16 protein-coding genes, 1 pseudogene and 2 other annotated features are annotated in these 20919 nt (G+C 35.5%); of the genes and pseudogenes, 1 reads left to right on the top strand and 16 read right to left on the bottom strand.

Going from position 1 to position 20919, the window contains the following annotated elements:
• Positions 1-217: 217 nt before the first annotated feature.
• The 11 genes from ileS to ACQKNI_RS16110 form a co-directional block, all read right to left on the bottom strand.
• The gene (gene ileS, locus ACQKNI_RS16160) at positions 218-3319 is read right to left on the bottom strand and encodes an isoleucine--tRNA ligase (protein WP_088230410.1); all 3102 of its coding nucleotides are present in this window, start codon (positions 3317-3319) and stop codon (positions 218-220) included.
• A 54-nt stretch (positions 3320-3373) separates the two neighbouring features.
• Positions 3374-3613 (bottom strand) — a binding site (T-box leader).
• A gap of 99 nt (positions 3614-3712) precedes the next feature.
• On the bottom strand, positions 3713-7915 hold the full coding sequence (locus ACQKNI_RS16155; protein ID WP_427282496.1) for a tetratricopeptide repeat protein: 4203 nt from the start codon (positions 7913-7915) through the stop codon (positions 3713-3715).
• A 302-nt stretch (positions 7916-8217) separates the two neighbouring features.
• Positions 8218-9012: an endonuclease/exonuclease/phosphatase family protein gene (locus ACQKNI_RS16150; protein WP_098252934.1), complete on the bottom strand. Its 795-nt coding sequence runs from the start codon at positions 9010-9012 to the stop codon at positions 8218-8220.
• Positions 9006-9884 carry a class I SAM-dependent methyltransferase gene (locus tag ACQKNI_RS16145; RefSeq protein WP_427282495.1) on the bottom strand — a complete coding sequence of 293 codons (879 nt, stop codon included), beginning with the start codon at positions 9882-9884 and terminating at the stop codon, positions 9006-9008. The genes ACQKNI_RS16150 and ACQKNI_RS16145 overlap by 7 nt, the downstream gene beginning before the upstream one ends.
• A gap of 187 nt (positions 9885-10071) precedes the next feature.
• Positions 10072-10290: a hypothetical protein gene (locus tag ACQKNI_RS16140; RefSeq protein ID WP_088230414.1), complete on the bottom strand. Its 219-nt coding sequence runs from the start codon at positions 10288-10290 to the stop codon at positions 10072-10074.
• A 29-nt stretch (positions 10291-10319) separates the two neighbouring features.
• Positions 10320-10649 carry a DUF2085 domain-containing protein gene (locus ACQKNI_RS16135; protein ID WP_088230415.1) on the bottom strand — a complete coding sequence of 110 codons (330 nt, stop codon included), beginning with the start codon at positions 10647-10649 and terminating at the stop codon, positions 10320-10322.
• A 111-nt stretch (positions 10650-10760) separates the two neighbouring features.
• Positions 10761-12449 carry an arginine--tRNA ligase gene (argS, locus tag ACQKNI_RS16130; RefSeq protein ID WP_088230416.1) on the bottom strand — a complete coding sequence of 563 codons (1689 nt, stop codon included), beginning with the start codon at positions 12447-12449 and terminating at the stop codon, positions 10761-10763.
• A gap of 45 nt (positions 12450-12494) precedes the next feature.
• Positions 12495-12709 (bottom strand) — a binding site (T-box leader).
• 40 nt (positions 12710-12749) lie between these two features.
• Positions 12750-13526 carry a class I SAM-dependent methyltransferase gene (locus ACQKNI_RS16125; RefSeq protein ID WP_098882502.1) on the bottom strand — a complete coding sequence of 259 codons (777 nt, stop codon included), beginning with the start codon at positions 13524-13526 and terminating at the stop codon, positions 12750-12752.
• Between the two features lie 49 nt (positions 13527-13575).
• On the bottom strand, positions 13576-14010 hold the full coding sequence (locus tag ACQKNI_RS16120; RefSeq protein WP_000063703.1) for a BrxA/BrxB family bacilliredoxin: 435 nt from the start codon (positions 14008-14010) through the stop codon (positions 13576-13578).
• A gap of 83 nt (positions 14011-14093) precedes the next feature.
• Complete coding sequence (locus ACQKNI_RS16115; protein WP_088230418.1) at positions 14094-14477, bottom strand: thiol-disulfide oxidoreductase DCC family protein; 384 nt, start codon at positions 14475-14477, stop codon at positions 14094-14096.
• A gap of 3 nt (positions 14478-14480) precedes the next feature.
• A complete protein-coding gene (locus tag ACQKNI_RS16110; protein WP_088230419.1) occupies positions 14481-15608 on the bottom strand; it encodes a conserved virulence factor C family protein in 1128 nt (375 codons plus the stop codon).
• 210 nt (positions 15609-15818) lie between these two features.
• Between ACQKNI_RS16110 and ACQKNI_RS16105 the strand changes: the two genes are divergently transcribed.
• Positions 15819-16595, top strand: a complete 777-nt coding sequence (locus ACQKNI_RS16105) for a hypothetical protein (RefSeq protein ID WP_088230420.1) — start codon at positions 15819-15821, stop codon at positions 16593-16595.
• A 90-nt stretch (positions 16596-16685) separates the two neighbouring features.
• On the opposite strand, the gene ACQKNI_RS16100 is transcribed toward ACQKNI_RS16105, so the two are convergent.
• The 5 genes and pseudogenes from ACQKNI_RS16100 to ACQKNI_RS16080 form a co-directional block, all read right to left on the bottom strand.
• A complete protein-coding gene (locus tag ACQKNI_RS16100) occupies positions 16686-17036 on the bottom strand; it encodes a single-stranded DNA-binding protein (protein ID WP_427282494.1) in 351 nt (116 codons plus the stop codon).
• A 217-nt stretch (positions 17037-17253) separates the two neighbouring features.
• Positions 17254-17426 (bottom strand): annotated as a pseudogene (locus ACQKNI_RS16095) (DUF4318 domain-containing protein).
• A 114-nt stretch (positions 17427-17540) separates the two neighbouring features.
• Positions 17541-18272: a Bax inhibitor-1/YccA family protein gene (locus ACQKNI_RS16090; RefSeq protein WP_427282493.1), complete on the bottom strand. Its 732-nt coding sequence runs from the start codon at positions 18270-18272 to the stop codon at positions 17541-17543.
• Between the two features lie 75 nt (positions 18273-18347).
• The gene (locus tag ACQKNI_RS16085; RefSeq protein ID WP_098252938.1) at positions 18348-20243 is read right to left on the bottom strand and encodes an ABC-F family ATP-binding cassette domain-containing protein; all 1896 of its coding nucleotides are present in this window, start codon (positions 20241-20243) and stop codon (positions 18348-18350) included.
• Complete coding sequence (locus ACQKNI_RS16080; protein WP_088230424.1) at positions 20240-20887, bottom strand: HD domain-containing protein; 648 nt, start codon at positions 20885-20887, stop codon at positions 20240-20242. Before ACQKNI_RS16080 ends, ACQKNI_RS16085 begins: the two co-directional genes overlap by 4 nt.
• Positions 20888-20919: the final 32 nt, after the last annotated feature.

Genomic DNA, 20919 nt, shown 5'->3' with positions numbered 1-20919 from the left:
ACCTTTACCCCATTCCTATAAGGCTATTACTGTCCATAAGTAACGAAATAAAGTGAATCTACGAGTAATTCTATACGAGCAAATCTATTACCTTTACATTTAGGGGGAGTGGAATTTTCTCAATATTTATGTGTAAAAGGAGCAAAATACTGTAGAAATATATTTCTTTCCTAACCATACAAAAAGGAAGTTGGAATGATTCCAACTTCCTTTTTCTTTAATTTGCCGCGTTTAATTTAATGCGAACTTTCGTCTCACCTAAAGATAGTTCATCGTCTTCATTCGTTAAGCGATCAAATGTAAATTGCTTAACGAGTAAGTTTTCTTCCAACAAACCTTTATGATTCGTTAACGTTTTTTGTAGTTCTTGCTCTGTATCAAGAATAACATCCACACGTAAATTAACCGGTAAATTCAACTGCTTACGATATTCTTGAACGGCGCGAATAAATTCACGTGCTACCCCTTCTTGTAACAATTCTTCCGTTACATTCGTATCTAACATAACCGTATATTGCCCGTTAGTCGTATTAGAGAAGCCTGATTTTGCAACTTTCTCAACCAATACATCTTCAGCTGTTACAACTACTTCTTCCCCTGACGTAGCTTGATATACCGCTTTTTCAGTTGAGACAAAGCGCTGTACTTCTTCTTGTGACAATTGTTTTAACCAGCCATTTACTGCATTCACATTTTTACCGAACTTCGGCCCAGCTGTTTTAAAATTCAGCTTTAATTGATAGGATGTATACTTCGTTTCATCGAGTTCCACATGGAATACTTTTACATTTAGCTCATCCATTACGATATCACGATAAGATTCCCAATCGATATCATTCTCTTTATGCTCAAGTAATACAAGTTCTGCTAACGGCTGTTTTACTTTTAAAGAATGCTGATTACGGTTACTTCTTCCAAGTTCAACAACTTGTAAAACAGCATCCATTTCCGCTTCTAATTTCGGCTGAATAAGTGATTCATTTACAACTGGATAATCTTCTAAATGAACGCTTCTGCCTTCTAAATTCAAATGAATATCTTCAGCGACAAATGGTGTAAATGGTGCAATTAATTTACTAACTGTTACAAGCACTTCATGAAGTGTGTCATACGCAGCTGCTTTCTCAGCATTCATACCAGATTCCCAAAAACGAGTACGTGAACGCCTTACATACCAATTACTCACTTCATCTACAAGCGCCGCGATTTCACGAGCTGCATTTGTAAACTGGTAATCATCCAGTGCCGTTCTTACCTTTTTCGTTGTGCTATGCAATCTTGACAATACCCATTCATCTAATTTCGTCCGCTTTACGTCATACATTTCGTTCGGATTATAACCATCTAAATTTGCATATAAAACGTAGAAGCTATACACATTGACTAACGTATCTACAAATTTAGATTTGGCTTCCAGTACTGTTCTTTCAGAAAAACGTTTCGCATTCCATGGAGCACTATCAACGAGTAAAGCCCACCGTAGCGCATCCGCACCAAACTTCTCTACTAAATCAACAGGATCTAGTGCATTGCCTTTACTTTTAGACATCTTTTGTCCTTCTTCGTCTAGAACATGCCCTAGTGATAACACTCGCTTATAAGGCACTTTTCCTGTATATAGTGCTGACACTGCTAATAAACTATAAAACCAGCCGCGCGTTTGATCAATGCCTTCTGCAATAACATCCGCTGGAAACTGTTCTTCAAATAACTCTTTATTTTCAAATGGGTAATGATATTGTGCAAACGGCATGGAACCACTATCAAACCAAACATCAATTACTTCAGGTGTACGATTCATTGTACTTCCGCATTTTTCGCAGCAAACTTGCACTTCATCTACATATGGCTTGTGCAATTCTAAATCTTCAGGCGTTTCTTTCGTGCTATGTTTTCTTAATTCAGCAATACTTTTTGGCGCAAATTGATGATCACAGCTTTCACATTCCCATACGTTTAATGGTGTTCCCCAATATCTATTTCGGCTAATATTCCAGTCCACCATATTTTCTAAAAACTTACCGAATCTTCCATGTTTCATATGATCTGGATACCAAGTGACAGAATCATTATTTTGTAAAAATGTATCTTTAATTGCAGTTGTTCGGATTAACCAACTCTCTCCTGCATAATACAGTAACGGTGAATCACAGCGCCAGCAATGTGGATAGCTATGTTCATACTTTTCTTTATGATATAGTAACCCTTCCTTTGCCAAATAACGAACGATATCAACGTCACAATCTTTTACAAACTTACCTTTCAAAAACGGTACTGCTTCCGTATACTCACCTTTTTCATCTACAACATGTAAGAATGACAATCCTTCACTTTGAACGACTTTATAATCGTCCTCGCCATATGCTGGAGCGATATGAACAAGTCCTGTACCACTATCTGCCGTTACGAAATCTGCTCCGATAACGCGGTAGCCATTTGTAACTTCTTTCATCGGAAATGGTGCTGTATACGATGTGTTTACTAATTCTTCACCTTTATGAACAGATAATACTTCATAGTCTTCTTTTAATACATCTTGTACACGTTCTTTCGCAACAATGTATACATGACCTTCTTGTTTTGCTTTAACATATTCCATATTCGGATGTACAGCGAGCGCCACATTTGCTGGAAGCGTCCAAGGTGTTGTTGTCCAACCTAAGAAATACTCATTTTCACTATCTTTCACTTTAAACTTAACTGTTGCGCTTAAATCTTTTACTGTTTTATACCCTTGTGCAACCTCATGTGAACTAAGAGATGTTTGACAGCTTGGGCAGTATGGTGAAACTCTATGCCCTTTATACAATAATCCTTTTTCATGAATCGTCCCTAAAATATGCCATACACTTTCGATATAGGGATTTTCTAACGTAACGTATGGATCATCCATATCTACCCAATAACCGATACTTTCAGTGAATTCACGCCACTGCTTCTCATAAGTAAATACACTCTCTTTACACTTTTGAATAAACGGTTCAATGCCGTACTCTTCAATTTCATGTTTACCCGAAATACCGAGTTGTTTCTCAACACCTAATTCTACAGGTAAACCATGTGTATCCCAGCCCGCTTTTCTTAATACTTTATAGCCTGCCATCGTTTTATATCTTGCTACTACATCTTTAATTGTTCGTCCAAGTGCATGACCTACATGCGGTAATCCATTCGCCGTTGGTGGCCCTTCATAAAACACAAAAGATTGTGCGCCTTCTCGATTCTGAATTGATTGCTCGAAAATGCTTTGCTCGTTCCACTGTTTACGAATACGTGTTTCTCTCCCTACAGCTGACTCTTTTACATCTACTTTCTTCATCTACAATCACTCCTTTTGAATGTTTTAAAGCACACAAAAAACCCGTCCCTATAAAGTAGGGACGGGTTTACCCGCGATACCACCCTAATTCTATTAGCTATTCACTAATAGCACTTAGCAACGTACTATCATACGTGTTCTTTGTAACGGTAGACATCCGTCCGAGCTTACTTATGTTCAGCCTCGGCTCCTCGGAGATGATTTTCAAATAACGTCTGAACACCGGCTTTCAGCTATACACCGGTTCTCTGGGGAACAGTTCATTATTTTACTCGTTCTCGTCTTCAGATTTGTATACTTTGTTAAAAGCTATTCTATGCCATTTGGCAATCAATTGTCAACTAATTCGAAATATATATTTAATTATATCCTTGCTTAACCATTCCTATACAGTTACTTCTCAAGTTCTCGTATTCCTGCTAAATCCTCATCTTTCTCGATAAGCTCCGCAAAAAATCCAGTTCCATCTTCCCGAATTACAATTTCAAGCTCTTGTTTAGCCTCTTCATGTCTGTTTAATTGAGCTAAGTAACAAGCGTGATCATATCTTGCTAACAAGTCTGTAGCATCCATAGTTAATACTTCACTTGTTATTTTTTCTGCCTTTATCGTTTGTCCAGCCCCATGATATGAAGATGCTAAAGAAAGAAGAATTGCCGTATCGTTTGGATGATGTATAGAAGCGCCTTCTAATAAGTGAATTGCCTCTTCAAATCTCTCTTGACTTTCATACATTTCCCCTAAAGCAAGGAATCCTCTATTTACAAACGGTGTTTTCTCCGTTAATTGTAAATAAATCTTTTCTGCTTTTCTTTCTTCTCCGGCTTCAAAGAAAACATGTGCTTGTAAAAAAAGAGTATCATAGTCATCTGGTAACTCTCGAACCATTTGCTTCGTTAGTTCCAAAGCATCTTGCAATCTATCTTGTTCTTCACACTCGATAAAAAGATTTACTAGTTGCTTCGCTACATCATAATCCCATTTATTTTCTAACGATGTTTCCAAAACTTCTATCGCTTCTTTATTCATCGCTGCATTCTCGTAAAATTGTGCAAATCGCTGCGCTGCCATACTATTTTTCGGATTTAACTTTAACGAAATTTCATATAATTCAATGATTATTGTTATCATTGAAATTTCTTTCGCACGGTTTTTCATACGATAAAACGCTCTCGTAAATATAGACTTTTTCGGTTGTTCATTTTGCTGGCGTTCAATCCACATTTCAGTAACCGCAGCTGCTGCATACATAAATGCCGCACTTCTTTCTGCTTTTTTCACTTTCAATGTATGCAAAAAATCACGTATGTTAGACAATTTCTGATGTTGTTCTACTGCTTTCACATAAACATCAAAAATACGTTCATTACCTATATCTTGTCGCATGACTTTCATTGCAACTTCCATTGCTTTTGCATCTCTTTTTTTCACCAATACATTCGCATAATGATATAGAACTTCCGTATGTTCCCCATCTAATTGTATCGCTTGCTCAATTTGTTCTTTTTCCTTATCTATTTCATTCATTGCTCCATACACATATGCGATCGCATCTAATCGCCATATTTCAGGTACTTCTCCAGCTAACCGTTCTAATTCCGCTAGCAACTCTTCCTGTAATTCTACTTTTACTGAAAGCTGCGCCAAGTATTCCATATTTATATGCAATGGTTCCTCTTTCATCGCCTGAACCATATGACTTTGTTCCTTTGAATGATTTTCTTCTTTTTCATATATTTCTGCAAGCTGTAAATGTACACCTACGAAATTCCCATCAAGCTCTAAACATGTTTCATACGCTTGTTTTGCTTCTGTCAATTGCCCTAATGCCATAAGTGTTTCGCCAATTCGGTAATAAGGTAATGCCGTTTTCTTTTGTTCTATTGCCTTATTATATCTTTTCATTGCTTGGCCGTACTGTCCAATAGATTCATATAAAATACCTATATAACAACCGTATTCACTTACTTCATTTCTTTCTTTTTGTAACGTTCTTAAAAAAGCTATACCTCGTTGTACAAACACAGTTCCTTTAATTCGATTTACATATTCATCTAATGCACTTGCTACACTATAATCTCCCTGCTTTATACCACTCTCTAATTTAACCAATGCTAATTTTAGTTCTTCCTCATTCCCGCCCAGTTCGATTTCTGCATCCCATAAAACCATCCCAGCATTCATAAGGAAATCTTGACTCTTTTCAATTTGTTTTTCGATACCGAGAATATATTGTTTCGCTTCTTTATATTGCTCTTTTGCCATATACACTTGCGTAATTCCGAAATGAGAATAAACATCTTCATCATTTTCTTCTAAAGCACGCTCATACAATACTTCTGCTTCTTCTAAACTATCATTCTGAAAATGATAGTCACCTAACCTTACGTAAAGAGATGCTTTATCATCACAATTCTCAATACCTTTTAATAAAATTTCTTTCGTACTTTTATCATCCTTCAAATCTGATTCGTATATTTCCGAAAGTTTCGTATAAATGTAAGGTGCATTACTATCCAAATGAATCGCTACTTTAAGCCCTTTTATCGCTAAATGTAACTTCCCTAATTGATGTGCACATCTCGCTCGCTCATACCATACATGCGCCTCACTTTTATACTCTTTTAACAAATCATTAAAGATGTCATATGCTTCTTCATATCTTTCTAAATCGATTAATATTAAACCGTGATTCGTTAACGTGAATCTTTCAGGACTACGCTCTAAAGCAACTTGAGAAAACTGCAGCGCATTTTCACATTTATCGATATACATATAGGATAAAGCGAGAAAACTCCAAGCAATCGGCTGATCTGCGTCCAATTGTAACGACGAACGAAAACTTGAAATTGCTTCTATATAATTTTCTTGTTCAAATGCATATCTTCCATTTATCAAATGATACAAAGCACGATTATTTTTCTTCTCAACACTTGTCAGCATTTGCCCAGCTTTCTCCATTTCTTGAAGACGGATAAAGCACTGGGCACCATGTAATTTAACAAAATCCGAGTTCGGAAACTTTTCCGTTAACTTTTCTATACAATTAAGAATAAACTCTTTATCTACTTCAACATCTAGATGTTTAATCGTATATAACCACGTATTCGGATTATCACTCGTCTCTTTTAAAAAGTGTACTAAATGACTAACCCCCTCTTTATCGTGTTCATCTAAATGATCTGTAAGAGAAAAAATGGATTTAAAATACTGATTTTCTTCTTCACTTAAAAACGATAGTTGTTCCTTCTTTTCTTTCGGAACAAACGTGATTGCCAAACAACCTGTATAACGATATTTCTCTTGCAATTTACTATATTCCACAAGAACTGGTTCTATAAAGTTTGGATCTTGAACATAAAAAGCTTGTAACGTATCATCATATCCAGATAGTACTTGCACATGCGAAGCATGCTCAATATCTATACTTAATAAAACGGGAATTCCTCGGTCAAGCAGTCTCTTATAGTTTTCCTCATTCCCTTTGAAATAACGATATTCATAACCTAATCCTTCTAAATACGAAACAGTATCCGAAAACTTTGAACCTGTCATATCAAAAATAAACTCTGCAATTTCGTCTTGTGTATGTTTCTCTCCCCAAATTTGCAACATCATTTCTAAGCTTGTCGGAACACAATAATTATCCTTTTGTACAATAGGAACTATCGGCAGGTGAACCTTTTTTCCATCTCGATTTTTTTCTAAATTATGATACAAGGATTCTTTTAAACTTTTTTCTTCTTTTAATAACTCCTGTAAGTTTACAAGTTTATTCATTTTATACAGCGCTTCTGCACGTAAATGAATAAAGTAAGCCTCATAAGCATGATAAGGAAGCTGACGATTAATATTATCTATTACCGCTAACATCTCTTCATATTGCCCTAAATCTAATAAATACTTCACCTTTTCAAAGTGAAAATATGGTACTTGCGGGAACTTTACAATCGCATCATCAATTAGCTGTAATGCACGTTTCTGTTCCCCTTTATTCGCATATAACTGTGATAATAAATAGGTAGATAACTCTTCACAATCTTTATGCTGCATGCCGGCTATAAATTGTTCCTCTGCTTTCTCCCACTCACCTGTATGCATATAGACGTAGCCCCATTTATCAAAAACCGCACGTGTACTGTACTCCTCTGCTTTTTGCATATAGATTAGCGCTTCTTCATTTCGTTTCATTTCTAACAGACATCGTACTAACGTAAAGTATGTTTTCGCTAAAAAATCGACATCTATTTTTTCTTTATTACTCTCTTCTAAAGAATCTTTTAACAACTGTTCTGCTTCAAGAATTTTCCGCTCATCAATTAACTCGTCACAATATAAAGAGAGCGTTCTCATATTTGGGAATTTTTTATAAGCGTAGCGAATGAGGAATGAACTGTATTGGTGCATAAGCCCTTCATCAGTAAGGCGAATTAATATATCAAACTCCTCATGTGAAGGAATATTAGCAAGCCACTTTTTCACATAAGATATAGTATTCGTTTCTTTTATATATGAAATTTCTTTATTTATTTCCTGTAATCCATCTACAAATCTCTTGTCTTTCAAACAAGCTTCTAACTGCTTAAAATCTAGCATGCATTCACCTCGAATTTATATTTATACTGCTACTTGCTTAGATTTTACACATCATATTGTAGGTATTCAACTATAATCTCTTATAATGAGTGGTATTATTTAATATTATTCTAATCCATAACAGAATATAGTAAAAATGTTTGTTTTTCTCTGTATTTTGTTTGATTTTATGAAATAACGTAACATGTAGCTCTTATCTTTCAAAAGGTGAACTCTATATATAAAATTATATCGGCGATTTTCAAAATATATCAGCGATTATATGTCGAATATCGACTTACCAACATTAAACGACATTATTTTCACTTATCAAATTCCAAATCTGCAAAAACACCGTAATGATCACTAGGAAACACACCAGTTGAAGTTAGTACCGAATCCCCAAATATAGATACGTTTTCAATCGTAGGAAATTCAAATGCGGCATTTTCTTGTATCATGATCCAATCGTATCTTTTTTCTTGCTTTACATAGCCTTTTAAATTCAGATTCTCTCTATAATCTAAAGTTGGTTGAGCTATCATGTTCTCTTCGATTTCTTTAAACTGAGCTACATCTATCCAATGCTTCCGAATTAAGTATTGATGCACCATTGAATATGGATCATCATTAAAATCGCCACATAATAATTCATAATTACTGGCTCTGTTTTCAATCCAATTATTCACAGTGTTCATTTGTTCTTGTCTTATCCTACTAGATTTCCAATTTAAATGAACATTCGTAACTCCGAACTTCCAATCTTTATATTTAAATGTGATTCGAATGGCACAATAATTTGATTCCTCTATATCAGTTTCCCAAATTGCTTCTTCAGCTATAATAGGAATTTTACTAAAAAAAGCTAGTCCTTCATCTGGAGAATCAGGGTACTCTTTAAATATACAAAACGGATATCCAGTTTGATTCGCTATATACTGGGCCACATTTTCCTTTGATTTCAAATTAACAGAACTTCTAACTTCCTGTAGAGCAAGAATATGCGGAGAAATGCTTCGAATCTCCTCACAAATAGCTTCTAACCTTTCAAACCAAAGACTCTCATGGTTCCATATATTAAAGGTAGCAATCCTCAATAAAGCGCTACCTTTTAACATACTATTTCACCATATGTAATTTTCATATTCGGAGTATATACTAAAGAAGAATGTAGATGAAATGCTTTAAAAAATCGTAGTTCAGCTTCATATTGAGCTAGCGCATCATCATATGTTAATTCCCTGGCCATTAAACGTTCTATAAATTGCTGTTTATCTCCTAGATTGCCCGCTATTCCCTCTTCTTTTAACGAATGATACAAATCGTTTTTATCTTTGTGATGTATATTAGAGTCTAAAAAATTCACTTTATCGCTCACTCTACACTCAATATTTTTCACACCTAATTCACTTAAATACATCGGTATTTTCATGCCGATATTGCCATCTTTACCACTTCTCTGCGTGTCACTTTCAAATAATTTCTGTAAAATGCCTAGCTGGATAATTTTCGATTGGCTCTCTCCATCTAACACGTATGAAGACATATTTGAAATCCAATGTGGTTCAAAACAGATTATTTTACCACCATCCTTAATTGACTGTATCATTTTTTCTAGCATCTTTTTTGGTGAGTTCATATGTAATAAGAAAGCATGACAGATTGCTATATCGTATTTATTTTTTAATTCAATTTCTGTAGCATCTCCTTCAATAAATTCTGATTCATATGGAAGTGAACGAAATAACTCTCTTGCTTTAGCTATTAATGTTTCCCCGCTATCAATACCTGTATACTTTGAGCCCTTTGGAAGTAAAGGCAACAATACTAGGCCTAAATAGCCGTATCCACAACCGTAATCAACAATATGTACTGGCCCAGAGATCTGCCAAACTGTATTTACTAAAAAACTTAAATAATCGTCATTGTAATATAAGTCTCTCGTGTTTTTTAAATATATCAGTTTACTATTCCAATCGTACGTTTCCAATGTCTATTCCCCCTTTATATACAACACAAAAATAAAATTCTATTTATAGAAGACATATTCCTACACTTGTGTGGAATATTTAAGCCAGTTAATCATAAATAGCAAAATTCTAAAGCAAAAAGGGCTAGTGCATCGTTAAAAATACACTAACCCTTTTTACTTTGAAGAAAGATAGATCAATAGAAGCTTAATCATTACAATCACAATCTAAACAATCAGTACAATCTAAATCGCCGCAGTCGAAATTTCTTCTTTTTTTGCTTCTTTTAAGATAATAATATAGCACGCCAATAAACAATGTGCACATACCAAAAGCTATTATTGCTTCTGTATATTTCTCGTGCATGATAAAACCAATTCCACTTCCTCCTGAAATGCAAATTAGAATTAAATAGATCCAGAACATCTAAGTAGCTACCTCCATTAATATACGCTTTAAGAAAGAATCCATATAATGCTAGATGAAATGAGTAATCCCATCCCATTACCGCTTAATATACCGGTAGTTACTCTTAGCAAATTTGTGCTGCTTCTCCATTTCCATTTTTGGGTGAATCCATCAATAAGTAACGGAATTTGAGCGCAAATTGATAGTATGATTGCCATAGGAAATGAAGGTGTTATGTAAAAATAAATTGGAAACAGTAAAATACCAATAAGCATGCCCGTACAACGCGTACATAAAGGTATGTACTTTTGTAGTTTAAGGAAACTTCTTTTAGATTTTCTATGACAAGGAATTTGTAAGATAAAAGTTCGAATCAATATGAATCACCCTCTCTAAATAGATTTTAATTGATTTTGCAAAAAAATTATATATCAATAAAAAAACAAACCAGGTTCATACTAGACCCGGTTTGTCAGTTTACTACTATTTCACATCTCCTCAGGAGCACCCACCCCAAGTAATCGTAATCCTTCTTTTAATACAACCGTCACAGCATACACTAATGCCAGTCTACTATCCTTTTCTTCACTCTCTTCCAATATACGCACATTTCCATAATATTTATTGAACGATTGTGCTACATCTAATACGTATTTTGAAATAATGGATGGCTCATTTTTGTTACATGCTGCTTCAATTACTTGCGGGAATTTGTTTAGTAATTTTACGACGCTCCAGCTATAATCATCTTTTAATGCAAACGTACATGTTTCAAATTCCACACTTTCTTTTCTTAAAATAGAGCAAGCACGTGCATGTGTGTACTGTACATACGGACCTGTTTCCCCTTCAAATTTCAGCATATTTTCTAATGAAAATTCGATATTATGCATACGCTCATTTTTTAAATCATGGAATATGATTGCCCCAACACCGACCTGCTTTGCTACTTCTTCTTTTTGTTTTAAGTTTGGATTTTTCTCTTCAATATTTTGTTTTGCCAGTTCGATCGCTTCTTCAAGTACTTCTTCAAGTAAAATAACTCTTCCTTTACGCGTCGACATTTTCTTACCGTCTTTTAATATGAATCCAAACGGTACATGTTCCATACCATCAACCCAAGTGTAGCCAACCTTTTTTAATACAGTGAAAAATTGATTGAAATGCAAGCTTTGTTCCGGGCCAACTACATATAACGCTTTATCAAATCCATATGTGCTTTGACGATATAATGCTGCTGTTAAATCGCGTGTTGCGTAAATTGTCGCACCATCTGATTTTCTAATTAAGCAAGGTGGCATACCTTCTTCTTCTAAATTAACGACTAATGCGCCTTCTGACTCTTCAAGTAATTCATGTTCCTCTAAAATCCCAATAAAATCTTCCATTAAGTTATTATAAAAAGCTTCTCCTTGAAAATTAGTAAATTCTACACCGAGAAGTTCATAAATACGAGAAAACTCTTTTAAAGATTCGTGACGGAACCAATTCCAAAGCTCGACTGCTTCTTCATCACCTTCTTCTAGTTTCTTAAACCAAGCACGACCCTCTTTTTCTAGTTCTTCGTCTTCTTTTACCTCTACATGAAACTGAACATATAGTTTAAATAATTCACGTATTGGATCCTCTTTAACTACTTCTTCATTTCCCCATTTTTTATATGCGGTAATTAACTTTCCAAACTGTGTTCCCCAATCACCAATATAATTAATTCCTACAACTTCATATCCACATTTTTCGGCGATATGCTTTAATGAATTACCAATCATTGTAGAACGTAAATGCCCCATTGAAAAAGGTTTCGCGATATTAGGCGAAGAATAATCGATAACTACCGTTTTTTCACATCCAAAGTGGTTTTGACCGTACTCTTCTTTCTCCGCTAAAACCTTTTTTAATACATCATCACTTACAGTTTCACGATTAAAAAATACATTTACATACGGACCAACGGCCTCTACTTTCATAAAGAACGGATCATTTAATTTCTCTGCAATTTCCTTTGCGATAATAGCCGGTGATTTTTTATATTGCTTCGCTAGTGAAAAGCATGGGAACGCTGCATCTCCAAATTCATCTTGTTTCGGTGTTTCAATTAAATCTAAAATTTGCTTTTGCGCTAATTCATCCGTAAAAATATTGGATAAACTTTCCGCAAACTTCGTTTTATAATCCATACTACAACCTCCTTATTTTTTTAAACACAAAAAACTCGTCTCTAATAAAGAGACGAGTTTTAACCCGTGGTACCACCCTTGTTGTTCAATACGAACCACTTTCCCGTTTATAACGAGGACAGGGGGCCTCGGCTTACTCTACTATTCGTTCAAGAAGCGTCTCCGAAGTGCGCTTCATCTTTTTCTTCCGCACTAGGCTCACACCATCCCTAGCTCGCTTTCCTTCTAAAAAAGACTACTCTCTTCATCACAGACAATATATTTAATTAATTATTGCCTATTATACATCTTTTCAAACAATTAGCAAGGGTCAATTACACCAAAGTGAAACTTTGCACTTTTTCTTTTGTATACGTGAAAATTGTGTTTTTCAAATCTAGAACTACGGAAATGATCTTTCAGAACGACACGTTTACTCGCCACACGCTTCGCTTCCGCAATTGTTTCGTCAGTTATATCATGATACAAAGCGAAGTGTTTTAATCCTTTTATCCCATCTGATTCTATGACAGTTTCTTCAAACATTGGATCCAGGTAAACAACATCATAACTATTATCTTCACATTGTTTTAAAAATGCGTAATGCTCCGTTTGCTTTACATCGATTCTTTGCATTGCTTCATCAATTTCAGAAACGGATGAAGACCATGTTTGCAAACCATTTTTCATAATATAAGCCATATATTCATTACCTTCAAGCCCTGTTACTGTTCCACTTTCACCAACAACATAACTAGCTACAATACTATCTGATGCCATACCGAGCGTACAATCTAACACTGTCATTCCACTCTCTAATTTAGCAGCTTGTACAAACGGATCGTGTTCTCCGCGCATTAATCTTTTCACACGAAACATCGCTGAGTTAGGATGAAAGAAAAACGACTCTTCCGTTCCTTTCGGATAAATAGCTAATCGATTCTTCCCTACAACAAGCACATCTTGTTCATACTGTTCATGCAGTTTATGTACTGGTATGTCATTACGTTTAACGAATGAAACATTTAACTCTGCTGCTACCTTGTTTGCATAATCTGTCATTTCTTTGTTTGTTCTTCCTGCTGTTGTTACTATCATTATTTCACCTCTATATAAAGAAAAGAGGGAGATTTACTCTCCCCCTTCTTTAGCAATTCTTTTCGAAAGCTTGTTCTAAGTTCGTAATAATTTCGTCCATAGTTGCACCTTCAATTTCATGACGGTGAATGAAGTGAACAACTTCTTTCCCTTTTAATAATGCCATAGATGGTGAAGATGGAGGAATTTCTCCGAAGTATTCACGCATTTTTGCAGTAGCATCTTTATCTTGACCTGCAAATACAGTTACAAGATGATCAGGTTGTTTTTCAGCACGAACAACCGCTTGACCTGCTGATGGACGTGCTAAACCAGCTGCACAACCACAAACTGAGTTTACAACTACTAAAGTTGTACCTGATGCATTCTCCATAAATTCTGTAACAGCTTCTTCTGTAGTTAATTCTTCAAATCCAGAACGCACTAATTCTTGGCGCATTGGAATTACCATTTGACGCATGTATTCTTCATAAGCATTTGACATCGTGTAATCTCTCCTTCAACTTTCATTCCAAATTCATCATATCACGCTCTATTAATAGGTGCAAAAGAAAGATAGTGACGATTTCATTTTTTTGAAGGGATTTCACAAACCCCTTCACGGCAATGTCCAACTGGGACGAGTTTTCTATTGTTAGCGATATAATCGTATACTTTACTTCCAAATCCAAGTACGATAGATAGCTTTATAAAAGGAACGGCAAACCAATAAGACGGAACAGCCTTTGCTAATACATGTATGCTATGGATTCCGTCATACCATTTATTATTTTTTAAAATATACAATCTTTGTTCCATCTTACTTTGTAGTTCTTGAGAAAGCTCATACTTCGAGACTACATCTTCATCTCGAAATGAAACAAATTTCATCTTTCCCTTTTTATCTAATTTTTTCGTACGTTCTGCAACCGCCGTACACATCAGACACCAACTATCATAGAAAACAATCATACATTATTCCCCTTTACGAGACTCCGTCATTTGTTTCCATACTGAACCTTTCGCTTCTTCGCCGCCTTCAATACGCTCTAACGCAAGACGGGCTTGCATTGCTACTTCAAACTCTGGGTCATCTTGCGCTGCTTTTAGTGCTGGAATTGCACTTTCGTCACCTAGTTCAAATAAGAACATTGCTGCACGCCAGCGTACTAATTTACTTGAATCTTTCAGAGATTTAATCATAACGAACATTGCTGCTGGATCACCTACGTCTGATAAACAATCTCCCGCAGTACGACGAACACTTACTGAACGGTCTAGTAACGCTTTATATAATAACGGCAATGCTTCATCACCTTTTACCATGCCTAAATAAGCTGTCGCTAAGCGGCGAATAGATACTTTCTCATCATCTAACGCCAATTTCAATACCGGAATATCTTCTTCAGTAGGATCCATTTGCTCTAATGCTGCAAAACGGTTTTTCCAGTCAGAGTCTTTCATCATCTCTTCTGTTACTTTATATGGCTCACGCTTTTGAATCGTTACTTCAACTGCTCCTGCCTGATTTAATAATTCTTTAACCGTTTCATTTACACGTTCTTCTGAATAAGCAGCAACGATTTCTTCTACAACTTCTTTTCCGATTTCTTCAAAGTTACCGTAACGTGTACTTTGCTCTACCCATTTACGCTCTTTCACAACGTTCGGTGCAGACATTTGCACTTTCATAATTGCTTCTTTAAATCGATCTGGTAAACCAACACGTTCTTCCGATGTTCCATCTGTTAACTTCACTTGCATTGGGATAGTAAAGAACATTTGAATAAACACTTTCACTTCTCCAAAATGAGACAGTTGTTGTTCTTCGCTTTCTCCTACTATTTCTTCCCCGAAAACGGCACGAACTTGTTGTAATAAAACTTTCCAGTCATACTTCGCATTACGCTCCACTGCTAAAAAGTCTGCAACATGATATACACCTTTAATACCTTCAATTTTCAAAATCTCTTGCACTTGCATCGGTGCTTGTTCTTTATTTTCATTTGTATAATTATTACGCGCTCCTGATGGTAATACTTCATTCAAAATAACTTTCATTGTATTTGGACTTGGCGTCGGTTCAATTGCTTTAATCTTCACGTAAAAAACTCTCCTTTATTGCGTGTTCTTAGGTGTATTGTAACATGTTATCACTCTATACTCCTACTCGGATGCTTTATTTTACGACTATCTTTTCTTTTTAAGCAGGTTATTTGTTTTCTTTGTCGTACTTAAAAAGAGTCAACTATTTAATTGGCAATTTAGTTTATAGAAAACTTTATAAGTAGAAGAAGCTTTGGAGGATATTCCATGAAAAAAGAAGAACTTTTTAAAAATATAAGAACATTGATGAAAATGCACTCTGAAGGGCTTATTGGTGGAGAAACAATGCCTGAAGACGTTTTGATTGGTGTTATTCCGGAAGATGAATTAATGGATGTTTTAACACTAACTATGGCCTTGAATTATCAACGAAATTCCTATACTTTGTGGAAAGCAGTTGTAAAGGCGTATCAAGATGAAGAAACAAAGTGGATTTTCAATCTACACGATGTAGCAAATAGCGACATAAATACCCTCCGTAGCTCATTACTTTTTCACCGTGTAGGATTACAACCTAACCGTCATCCAGAGATTTGGAGACGTGTAGCTAATGGGATAGTACAATCTTCAAAAAAAGGAAATGTACAAGGTCTTCTAGAATCGGTGCGATTTGATATTTCTTCCTTAAAGAATATTATGCAAGGCACACGTAAATCCGATTTCCCCTATCTTTCCGGACCAAAAATCTTCAATTACTGGTTATATGTCTTAGAGAGTTATGCAAATGTCGCCTGGAATTCTCGTGAACTTATTACAATAGCCCCAGATACACATATATTGAAAGCTACAGTAAAGTTAGGACTATGTTCTTCAGACGTATTAAATGGAAGTACTTCAGATCGACAAACTGTATCTAAAATATGGGAGACTGTATTGACTAATAGTAACATCTCCCCTATCGATGTCCATACACCATTATGGTTGTGGAGTCGTGCAGGTTTTCCGCAACTTTCAAGCTTGGAAACATTACAAAACAACCCCTAATAAAAATGGATAAAAAATAAATCTATATTTTTTATCCATTCCTTTAAGTTTTATCAAAATACTTTCATAGAATTCTATCGAACCTATTATTTAAAGCCTTATTTTATTGCGATGCCCCTCCCGCCTTCTCTCCAAAAAGGTAATACTCTCAATCACGACTTCCGTTCTATATATTCTCTTTCCTTGCTCATCATCGTAATTACTCGTATGAATACGTCCGGTAATCCCAACAAGTGACCCCTTCGTACAATATTCAGTTACATTCTCAGCCGACCTTCGCCATACGACACAATTAATAAAATCTACTTGTTGTTCACCCAAACTATTTCGAAAACCTCTATTCACCGCAATACATATTCGTGCATAAGCGACTCCTTGTTTTGTGTAGTATAATTCTGGCTCCTTTGTCAATCTACCGATTAATACAACTCGATTCATCATAAGTTATACCACCTCACATGTTTTTCTTTATTGTAAAGAAAAATGTGCAAAGGGTAAAAAGTGCAAAAGGGTATGTTTGTATATAAAAATGTTGATTTTCTATTTTATAAATACAAAAAAGAAACCTTACACATTTTAAACATGTAAGGTTTCAAAAATATTATACTTCACTACAAGATATATAATAGCCTCCGTTAGCTATCTTTATCGCAGTATACTATATTTCGTTTTCTAAGTAGAAAGTAATTGGTTTAACTTTACTCTCAAATTTTAGTTACTCATTGCATTCAGCTACACATAATTCAATCACTGAAGTAATGACTTCCTATGATGGATACGTTCAAGCTTCATCTAGTTCTATGAAAAACTTTTAGAAAATAGTTTTATCATAAGCCCTTTTCCCTTTCAGCATATTCCATCCCCTTCAGTTCGAGTTATCAATCCCCCTTTTTAATTTATCTTTGAAAATATAAAAATCCTGCATTTTTCATGCAGGATTTTTTACTAGTCATTTTTCGTAAAGTAAGAAACGAAACGAAGAATTTCTAAGTATAACCATACTAGAGTCATCATGAGACCCATTGCACTGTACCACTCCATATATTTTGGAGCTTGGCTACGCACACCACTTTCGATTAAATCGAAATCTAGTAATAAGTTTAATGAAGCAACTACAATAACAACCGCACTAATGATAATACCAATAGTTCCACCTTGGTGAATATATGGTACAGTTACACCGAACATATTTAATAAGAATACGATCAAATACATAACCAGAATCCCCATTGTTGCAGCCATTACACCCGTACGGAATTTATCTGTTACCTTTACAACGCGCGTCGCATATAAAACTAACATTGCAAATAAAATTGAAATTGTTAGTAATACAGCGTTTAAAACGATAGCATCGCCAAATTTCATTGTATAAATCGCTGAAATACTTCCTAGTACAACCCCTTCTACCGCTGCATAGATTGGCGCCCCAATTGGTGCCATTCGCGGGAAGAAGATAGATGCAAATGCAATAATTGCTGCGATTACTAATGCACCAATTAATACTGGCATTTTCATCGTACCCTCTACCATCTGTATGTATGAATAGACAGACGTTGCAAGTAGTAAGATAAGCATAATGAACGTTTTGCCTACTGTTCCGCCAATAGTCATCGCAGAAGCATTTGCTCCCTCTTTACGGAATGCCTCTTTTTTCAACATTGGATTAGATGTTCTCATTTTTTCCCTCCTAAAATAGGTTCTACCAATAGTGTAAAGTTTTTCTCTTTACTTTTCAATATATGCTGCTTGTTTTTATTTTAAACCTTCAACGATGTCTGATAATTCGCTCCATCTTTCCATCGTTTTCTCTAGCTCTTCTTCTGTTTTCTGCTGTGCTTCAGACAATTCTTGCGCTTTCGTAAAATCAGAACCAACATTCGCAAGTTCTTCTCCAAGCGATTCAAGTTTTTCTTCAAGCTCTGCAATAGTATCTTCAATTGTTTCCCATTCACGCTGCTCGTTATATGAAAGTTTACGTTTACGTTGTTGTTTCGGTGCTTCTTCTACTATTTTTTTCTCTTTTTGCACTTCCGCTTTCTCAATAAGCTCTCTCGTTTTTTCCATCTCTAAATAATCTGTATAACTACCTAGAAATTCACGCACTTCGCCCTCGCCAGTGAAGATGAACAATTCATCAACTACTTTATCTAAAAAGTAACGATCATGCGATACAGTTAAAACAACACCTGGGAAATCTTCTAAATAATCTTCTAGTACTGTTAATGTTTGTGTATCTAGATCATTCGTAGGTTCATCAAGTAATAGTACGTTCGGTTCTCCCATTAATATACGTAATAAGTATAAACGTCTTCTTTCACCACCAGATAGTTTACCAAGGGGTGTACCATGTGAATGTGGCGGGAATAAGAAACGTTCTAACATTTGAGACGCACCGATTACTTTTCCATCTGTCGTATGAATGACTTCTGCAATTTCTTTAATGTATTCAATCATACGTTGATTTAAATTCATCTCTTCATTTTCTTGCGTATAATAAGCAATTTTGACTGTTTGTCCAACTTCAATTTCACCACTATCAGGAGATATCTTACCTGCAAGCATATTTAATAAAGAAGATTTTCCACTTCCATTCGCTCCAATAATCCCTATACGATCGCCTGGTTTTACAATATGATTAAAATTATGTAGTACCGTTTTATCGCCAAATTTTTTCGTTACATCTTTCAACTCAAGTACTTTTTTCCCAAGACGGCTCCCGCTAAGTGCAATATCAACTGACTGTTTTGAAGCTGGTCCTTCTTGTCCTTTTAATTCGTCAAAACGCTGAATACGTGCTTTTTGTTTTGTTGAACGAGCTTTTGCCCCGCGGCGAATCCATGCTAGTTCACGGCGATATAAGTTTTGGCGTTTTGATTCTTGCGCAATTTCTTGTTCTTCACGAAGTGCTTTCGCTTCTAGAAACGTACTGTAGTTACCTTCATAACTATATAACTTTCCGTTGTCTAATTCGAAAATACGATTCGTCACACGGTCTAAGAAATAACGATCGTGGGTTACTAGCAATACTGCACCCGTGTATCTTGCTAAATATTCTTCTAACCATTCAACTGTCTCATGGTCAAGATGGTTCGTAGGCTCATCTAAAATTAATAAATCAGGCGTTTCAATAAAGCATTGCGCCATCGCAATACGTTTTTTCTGTCCACCAGATAAATTTCCAACAGTTGCTGTAAAATCAGTAATACCTAACTTCGTTAATAACGATTTCGCATTCGCATTTGCTTCCCATGCACTCATCGCATCCATACGCTGTTGAACTGCGAATAATCGCTCTTGAACTTTCTCATTGCTTGGATCTTTTTCAATATGTAATAATGCTTCTTCATATTCACGAAGCAAACGAATTAACGGTGTATCACCATGAAAAACTTGCTCTAGTACCGTTAAATTCTCATCAAAATCCGGTTGCTGTGATAAATAACTAATCGTATATCCACGTGTATGTGTCATATCGCCAGTGTCAGGAATTTCAGCCCCTGCAATAATTTTTAATAAGGTCGATTTACCAGTACCGTTCACACCGATAATACCTGCGCGTTGTCCTTCTGCAATACTAAATGATAATCCATCAAATAACGGTTTTTCTCCATATGATTTCGATAAGTTCTCCACAGTTAACATTTTCATATTTGTGCATTCCACTCTTTCATAAATTGTTCAATAAATTGTTCCATATAACGATGACGAACTTCAGCCTCTTGTTTTGCTGCGTTCGTATTCATTAAATCTTTTAATTTCAATAATTTTTCATAAAAATGATTTAAAGATGGATCGTTATTTTTTCTATACTCTTCTTTCGTCATCACTTCACGCGGCGGAATAGTTGGATCATACATTAATCTACCTTTCGCTCCGCCGTATGCAAATGTACGTGCAATTCCAATTGCTCCAAGGGCGTCTAAACGGTCCGCATCTTGAACAATCTTCCCTTCAAGTGACTCAACAGCGCCGCCATGGCCACCTTTATAAGACATATTTGCAATAATATGAAGAACATGCTTACTTACCTCTTCTTCAACACGTAACTCTTCTAACCAATCAGAAACTTTTTTCATTCCTGCTTCTTCACTTTCATTTAACTTTTCATCTGCCACATCGTGAAGTAATGCCGCCATTTCAATTATAAAACGATTTCCACCTTCTTGCTCAGATAAAGAAATCGCCAGTTTATGTACACGCTCAATATGATACCAATCATGCCCACTCGCATCTTTTTCTAAAATATGTTTTACAAAAGTAATTGTTTTTTGAATTTTTTCTTGTTTTGTCATTTTATCTTCACCCAGTTACTTATTGTAACACG

The organism is Bacillus sp. NPDC094064 (genome assembly GCF_050279585.1).
Classification (GTDB): domain Bacteria; phylum Bacillota; class Bacilli; order Bacillales; family Bacillaceae_G; genus Bacillus_A.
Note: the sequence above shows the minus strand (reverse complement) of the source record. Positions and strands in the feature narration are given on the sequence as shown.